6 protein-coding genes and 2 pseudogenes are annotated in these 7,745 nt (G+C 33.6%); 3 read left to right on the forward strand and 5 right to left on the reverse strand.

The features are described 5' to 3' along the window. Positions 1 to 917: hypothetical protein (locus GTU69_RS16640; protein WP_240921741.1), on the reverse strand; the 917-nt coding region annotated here is incomplete at its 3' end. 1,107 nt (positions 918 to 2,024) lie between these two features. On the opposite strand from GTU69_RS16640, the gene GTU69_RS16645 reads away from it, so the two are divergent. Further along, entirely contained in the window at positions 2,025 to 2,327 is a 303-nt protein-coding gene (locus GTU69_RS16645; RefSeq protein WP_166172167.1) for a hypothetical protein, read from the forward strand. 568 nt (positions 2,328 to 2,895) lie between these two features. On the opposite strand, the gene GTU69_RS17025 is transcribed toward GTU69_RS16645, so the two are convergent. The 4 genes from GTU69_RS17025 to GTU69_RS16660 form a co-directional block, all read right to left on the reverse strand. After that, positions 2,896 to 3,315, reverse strand: coding sequence for a roadblock/LC7 domain-containing protein (locus tag GTU69_RS17025; RefSeq protein ID WP_171522045.1), 420 nt, complete (start codon positions 3,313 to 3,315; stop codon positions 2,896 to 2,898). Positions 3,316 to 3,318: 3 nt separating this feature from the next. After that, the gene (locus GTU69_RS17030) at positions 3,319 to 3,858 is read right to left on the reverse strand and encodes an ATP/GTP-binding protein (protein ID WP_171522046.1); all 540 of its coding nucleotides are present in this window, start codon (positions 3,856 to 3,858) and stop codon (positions 3,319 to 3,321) included. A 10-nt stretch (positions 3,859 to 3,868) separates the two neighbouring features. Next, complete coding sequence (locus GTU69_RS16655; protein ID WP_166172169.1) at positions 3,869 to 4,849, reverse strand: hypothetical protein; 981 nt, start codon at positions 4,847 to 4,849, stop codon at positions 3,869 to 3,871. Positions 4,850 to 4,935: 86 nt separating this feature from the next. Next, positions 4,936 to 5,295, reverse strand: coding sequence for a roadblock/LC7 domain-containing protein (locus tag GTU69_RS16660; protein WP_166172171.1), 360 nt, complete (start codon positions 5,293 to 5,295; stop codon positions 4,936 to 4,938). A 1,113-nt stretch (positions 5,296 to 6,408) separates the two neighbouring features. On the opposite strand from GTU69_RS16660, the pseudogene GTU69_RS16670 reads away from it, so the two are divergent. Then, positions 6,409 to 7,564, forward strand: a pseudogene (locus GTU69_RS16670) (IS3 family transposase). A gap of 41 nt (positions 7,565 to 7,605) precedes the next feature. After that, positions 7,606 to 7,745 (forward strand): annotated as a pseudogene (locus GTU69_RS16675) (transposase); the annotation flags it as partial.

Consider the following 7,745-nt stretch of genomic DNA (forward strand, 5'->3'; position numbering starts at 1 on the left):
GTTAGGCCACCTGTAGTGGTGTTAAGAGCACCTACATTAGTAGTTAAACCATTTACTGTACCAGTTAAATTACTGAGACCAGATGTTAAACCACCTACTGTACCAGTTAAGCCTGCTGTAGTTGTATTAAGGGCACCTACATTAGTAGTTAAGCCATTTACAGTACCAGTTAAATTACTGAGACCAGATGTTAAACTACTTGTAGTGGTAGTGAGGTTACCCACATCACCAGTTAGACCTAAAACATCAGTTAGCACACCGCCTACTGTACCAGTTAAGCCCGCGACAGTAGTAGTCAAACCGTTTGTTGTATTTTGTAGGATGCCTACATTTTGCTGGACACCACTCACAGTACCCGTCAAGTTAGTTAAGCCAGCAGTTAGGCCACCTGTAGTGGTGTTAAGAGCACCTACATTAGTAGTTAAACCATTTACTGTACCAGTTAAATTACTGAGACCAGATGTTAAACTACTTGTAGTGGTAGTGAGGTTACCCACATCACCAGTTAGGCCTAAAACATCAGTCGCAAGATCAGTAACTGTACCCGTCAAGTTAGTTAAACCAGCAGTTAGGCCACCTGTAGTGGTGTTAAGAGCACCTACATTAGTAGTTAAACTACCTACTGTACCAGACAAATTGTTTAAACCAGAAGTTAAGCCACTTGTAGTGGTGTTAAGGTTACCCACATCACCAGTTAAACCTAGAACATTGGTCTCAAGATTACTAACCGTACCTGTCAAGTTAGTTACATTAGTAGTTAAACCCGTAACGGTAGTCGTCACAGTACCTAACTCTGTATTAAGCCCTGTAACACATGTACTAAGCAGATTAAGCCCCAAAAGGTTTATACCTGAACAATCGGCAGCTAAGGCATCGGTAGTCAGCAGGGGCTGTAAGCCTACAACAGCTAATACCACTCCAAAAACCTTTGATGCTGACTTAACAGAACCTTTTGTTGTCGATTTTGCATTTTCACCAACAGCAATCATCTTTCCCGTTGATTTACATAAAATCACTTTGAAGATTTTATTCATATTTTTACCTTAAATAGATATACAAATATTTAACAAATAATGCGTTGCATTATTTATTCATCTATAATTAAGGCGTTCAGATTCCCAATTTTGAACGCCAGGCTCTTCCAGTTGATTTTGAGTACCAGTCAAATTTGGCTGGAAGAGCTACTTTCACAAAAATGCCTGCATAAATCAAAAAACATTAATCAAACATTTTGTAATGTTAATATTATTTAAAATACAAAATATTAACAATAAAAAAATAATATATTAATGTAATTTTTTCAATAATTAAATTATGCAATTTATGAAAATAAATCGACTTAACCTTATAAGTTGCCAATAAAGTCTTTATAGAAAAAATGCTATCTCTGAAATAAAATTTGATGAATGAAGTTCAGTGAACAATACCAAAAGATTCGGCTATCTGTAGAAGACAATGGCTCATTAATATTGAAATGCTTTATCAAAAAGCTCTATAGCCTTATCACTAAATACATATAAACAATTGAAATATATAAATAAAATATAATGAAAATGAAAAAATATTTCGAATAGCATCTCTTATATGAAAATTAAATGTAAATATAAATACCAAAATCTTTTTAAATATATACGGTTCATAATGTTATGATAATGTTATGATAATGTTATGATAATGTTATGATAATGTTACGATAATGTTACGATAATGTTACGATAATCACACAATCCAAAGATATTTACTTAATCACATTGCTACAGGTATCGATATTGAGTCAGTTCATATAAATGAGCTGATGATATCAAATGATGTAGAGTCATTCATCTGATCAAAAATACAAAACCATCGCCAGACTCGAGCAAAATTTGGCTTAGTAAGGCTATAACCTGAATAATTATACAAAAATTATCAATAGTAATACAAAATAAAACAATCAAAACATAAATTTAATTTATTAAACATTTTATTATATATTTTCTAATTATGTTAATTAATTAGCATTATATATGTAGGTAATTTTTCAAATGTATAAGATTTATTTTATTTCTCATAAAAACTCTGAAGCTGCCCATGCTTATAGTTCAACCAATAATTTTAAAGATGTAGTAGTAGATTATCTTATCTCAAGCATGCAAAAAAAAATTAGCTTATTTCTCGATGGAAGCATAGAAGCACATGTCATTCCACAATCTTTTCAAGAATTTAGTGAGTATTGGGGAAATATTTACAAAGTAAAACATGATGAGATTGTACAAACAATACAGTTAAATGAAAATTTGTACGATACTATTCATAATTTCTTGTGTGAAAATCCGATAAAGAAATAGAGCTTAGTTATATAGCGGCTAAAATTCTATAATATAGTAATCAACAAATATTAAGCAGTGTGAATAGCAGCCACCTATAACTCTCCTAAACTAATTTTCTCTATTTCCTTTTACATAGCGTTTAGTCATGAAAGCAAAATGAGGGTCTTATATTTTATTAACCTGATCGATGACAGACTCTAAGTGTTATCTCATATTCACTAACAACATTAATAATTATAGAATAGGTGTTCACAGGTTAAGAAAAATATACTTAGCAAAAAATCTCAAAAACCAATTGTTGAGCAAAAAATTTGAATATTTTCTTACCCCCTCTTAGTTAAAAACGGATTATTTTAATAGATAAAAGACTTGAAAATGGGAGCTTAACTCTCATTTTCAAGTTTATTTTTTAAATAGGATTTGGCTGTAAATTAGCTTTTCTGCTAGTTATATTAAATAAACATTATTTCCTGTTATTTATAGGGGCAAGGACTAATATGAAGATATACAGTAACGTAAAATTCACTTAATCTTTTTCATTGCACATATTTTTTAAAAGAAAACAATTCAAGTCCATCATTGTACCTTAATTAATTAATTTAAATTTCTGAATGCTTTGATCTACTTTTTTAATCAAAAATAATAATTGACCTAATAAAAGATCTTTTGAGCCTAAGACTACCATAACCATAGGATATTCAGGATGAGGAATAGCAGTTAGTAAGGCTTTCCCATAGGTAGCATCTAGGGTTAAACTTTGGCAATCATTTAGGCCAATTTCTTTCATAAATGCCTGTACCATTGCTAGAATCGAACTGCTAACAGCAGCGAGTTTACCTGTATTCTCTCTATTTTTTTTATAGAGTGATACTATTTCAAAGCCATCTGCTGAACACAACAATACAAAATCAACTCCAGAAATTGTATTTAAAATATCACTCACTTGCTGGCGCGAGAATTCAACTAACTCATCAGGAACTTTACGTTTAAAATTATCAAGTTGCATAAATTAACCTTCTAACTGTACTTCGGTATTTGTAATCAATGTATCTATCAGCAAAAGCACATCTTGTTTTTTGCGGGCATCGATAAAAAATAACGGATTTCTTGGAGGGAGTTGGGAGGCTTCCCACTCACGGTAAATGGCAGTGCTATATGAGGATTTTTTGTCTAAGTGAGTAATACCAATAATGATATTTTTACTGATTGGCTTAAAGTAATTTAAATAAAAGTCCAAATGTTGAATCGGTTGTTCGACACTATGGTCAATTAGGACAATTACTCCCAAAGCACCTTTACAAATAATATTCCAGATGAAGTCAAAACGCTCTTGCCCAGGCGTACCATATAATCCAACTTTAGTTCCATCTTCCAAAATCAACTCACCATAGTCGATCCCAACCGTGGTAAACATTTTGTCATTAAAGCTGATGTCGGTGTTGATGGCTTCAGTTGACACCACATCAACTTCAGATAAAGACTTAATTGCTTCACTTTTTCCAGCACCCATAGTGCCAGCAAAAACAATCTTATGTTGCTGTAAAATCATTAATTTTCCATTAAATACCAAGTTTTTTACGTAATATATTAAAAAAGCCCCGTAGTGAACTTTCCTTATGTATAGGATCGTCTGAAGCCGTAGATGTAACGTTTAAGTTAAGAGCATGTTCTGAAGGAATTTCCCTAATCATTTTTGCTATATCACAGGCAAACAAATAACGGTTTAACACATCCGAACTAAGACCCATTTTGGACTGAACATATTGTACTGAAGAGCCTTGGTTGAAATAGGCTGATATCTTGAGAATTTCGTGCTGTGTTGGCTGAACCGGCTGAGGCCAGGCCAATAACTGATAAGACTGTGTGTATGTAGGCAGATCATCAATAACATTATCCCAAACCAGTTGCCAGATTGCTTGACTTAAATCTTTAGGTTTAAACTGCTTTTTAAAATCAACAATACTATTGATATCTGCGGGAACAATTTCGAATCCATTGATATCCCTGATTTGGATAGTATCATTGGTATACATCTCTTGGGTTTTTAGATCAAAAAAACTCAGAGTCTGCCCCCCAGTTTTTATAATAAATTTACTGAGTTTTGGATAGTTGTTAGTAATACCATCAAAAGCTTTAGCAATACTTTGATGGCTAAGTTGGTACTGTTGTCTCAGGTCTGAGCTAATCGGTGTAGCAATATTTTCTTCTATGCTAGCGGTAAAACAGACTGTTTGGCTTAACCATTCAAATAAGGCATATGTTGATCTCAAAGGAAAATACAATACATTATTGATGATTTTGCCAGCATGTTGTTCATTTTTGCTTAATTTTAAAATTTTGAGCTGAGAGCGACTACAAATTTGCGGCAGAATAGTATCAAAAAGATCTTCATTTATAAATAACACTTGTAAATCTTTATCTGCAATATGTGTCCAATGAATCTGACTAAAAGATGAAAAATGAGAGACTAAGGCTTGTTTTAAGTCACTAATTCTTGATTGGCTTATTCCCAATATGCAAATGTAAACCGAAGAAGCCATGATTGACCTAACATACAAAAAAATAAATAATGTGGAGCAAGGCTAAAAAACATATATAAATGTTTGATAGCCTTTTAATTTATTCATTAAGAAAAATCTAATTCTTTTTCAAAACTTTTCAATTCATAACGAGCCATAGCTAAATTAGCTTTGTTACGATCTAAAACTAAATATAAAAATAATGCTTCATTTGATTCTAAGGGACGAATAAGGTGATACTGTTTACCTAGGGTAATTAAAATATCCTCAATAGAGTCATCTAAGTTTAAAGCACTTGCTACTTTCCGTTTTGAACGTAAAACTTCAGTATTTCCTGCGGCTGCAAATTCTAAATCGATAGAACTTTTACCCTGCATCGCTAAAGCCAAGCCACTTTCACTGTCTACTAAAGCGGCTGCAATAAATCCATCAATTTCTGTTAAATTTTCTATAGAAACTCTAGCCATACAATTTTTACTCTCTATTAGTGGGATTAAAGGGATGGATATTCGAATATGCTATGTGATTATAATCACATAAAATTAACACTAATGTGGCAAAAATCACCATTTAATTTAAGCGTTTAATTGTGTAACTGATTCTCAATGACGCTTACAGAGCACGTTTCTTATAGGGTGAAATGGTCACCATCAGTTAGAGAGGAGATATGATTACCATAAATTGCATAAACCATATATTACAGACAAAAACTTTATTGCAAAACAAACATTACATTTGTCTCAGCAATTATATTTCATCGAAACCACCCAATATATGCTTAATAAACATACTTTTTTATTGATTAACAGATTATAATCTTTAGTTAATGATTTAATTTATACTTTATTTTTGTCTTTAACAATAATAGGTTATTTGGATACAATACATAATAAATTTTCAAGCCTAAAAAATCAGGTTTAGATCACGTTTGAATAGCTCTAAGTCTTTCATAGCAATGCTTTCGGCTGCATAAACTGAAAATTAGCTGATTTTTATCGTGAATTATTGCCTGTGTAGACATATGTCTTTTTCTTTCCCTTACAGCTTCTCTGTTTTAGGAATTTTTGTGTTATCTATGATCACTTTCTAGTTTATGTTTTCACCTAACAGTAGATTTTTTGTTTAATTTTTTATCATCAATTGTGTAATGTATTTGAGCAGTAATATCTACAAAATAAATGTATTAGTAATCTGAACATCAAGTTTCTTACATAAATAAGCCTACTAAAGGAGCTATAAATAGGCTTAAAACAGAAGCACATAGAGTAATTTTTAGAAAACTATAGCTAGATCCTGATATTTATTTTTATTAATGTTTCCATAATATGCATTGGCAAAATAATACAAACATTAAATAAATAATAAAATAAAATTATGGAAATTTTTAATACGATCTGGATAGCAGATATAAAAACACCTTGAAATGATTATAGAGTTACAATTCACATTACGGTTTTCGTCATCATGTTCGATTTTGAGTCTGACATCAATTAGTCGATAAATCTGAAAGTAATTATTCTGGACTGCCACCACTCTCCTAGACAAATATCGTCTATTCTTTTTGCATAGGAGAGAACATTATGAGTGGACAACGATACACCCCAGAATTTAAAGATGAAGCGGTTAAATTGATTACTGAACGTGGATATTCTGTCACTGATGTGGCAGAACGTTTAGGCGTATCACAGCACAGCATTTATAAATGGCTAAAGGCGGTACAACCTTTACGCAACAACGCTGATGAACATGAACTGCTCGAGGCAAAGAAAGAAATCCTTCGCCTTAAAAGTCAGCTTAAACAGACTGAAGAGGAACGGGACATCTTAAAAAAGGCCGCAAGGTACTTTGCAAGCCTGCCCGAGTGAAGTATCAGTTTATCCTCGAATACAGCCATCAGTTTAAAATTAAAACGATGTGTCGGGTTCTTAAGATTGCTCGTGCTGGCTATTATGCCTGGTTGCATGAACCCGAATCAGGCAGGACTATTGAAGACAAGCGGTTATTACAGCTCATTCGTTCTTCTTATGATGCAAGTTATGGCATTTATGGTTATCGTCGCATCACTTTGGATCTTAAAGAGCTAGGTGAAAGCTGCGGACCTAATCGTGTGCTAAAGATCATGAAGAACAATGGCATTGCCGCTGTTCGAGGATATAAAAAGCATAAAAGTTATGGCTGTGGTCGTCCTCAGATTGTGCCACCCAACCATTTAAATAGAGAGTTTGTTGTAAACACACCTGATACCTCGTGGGTAACTGATATTACCTACATACGCCCCTGGCAAGGCTGGTTATATTTGGCTGTGGTTCTCGATTTATATTCAAGGAAAGTCATCGGTTGGTCAATGAAACCTACGCTTGCCAAGGATATCATTTTAGATGCACTTTTAATGGCAGTATGGCGACGTAGACCCAACGAATCTGTGATCATACACTCAGACCAAGGTTCACAATACAGCAGCGGAGACTGGCAGAAATTCTGTCAGAAGCATAACTTGGTTCCCAGTATGAGCCACAGATGCCTTGCGCAGTATACTGCTCATCATGGGACAATGCTGTTGCAGAATCCTTTTTTAGCAGCTTGAAGAAGGAAAGAATTAAAAAGAGAATCTATAAAACACGTGAAATGGCACGTGCAGATGTGTTTGATTATATCGAGATGTTTTACAATCGGATTAGGCGTCATTCGCATCTCGACGGGATGAGTCTAGAAGCCTTTGAAGCAGCTTCAAAATGAGGCTGTATCATGTCTAGGATACTGGGAGCAGTCCGATTCAGAAACTACGTACGGGTGCGACATGGCGTGATATTCCTCAAGAACTTTGCTCTTGGCAAACTGCTTACAATCGCTTTAATCGCTGGGCAAGTAAGGGATTATGGGATAAATTTTTTTTAGATTACGAGGCATTCTGGATCAG

The organism is Acinetobacter sp. SA01, assembly GCF_011319235.1.
Taxonomy (GTDB): Bacteria; Pseudomonadota; Gammaproteobacteria; order Pseudomonadales; family Moraxellaceae; genus Acinetobacter.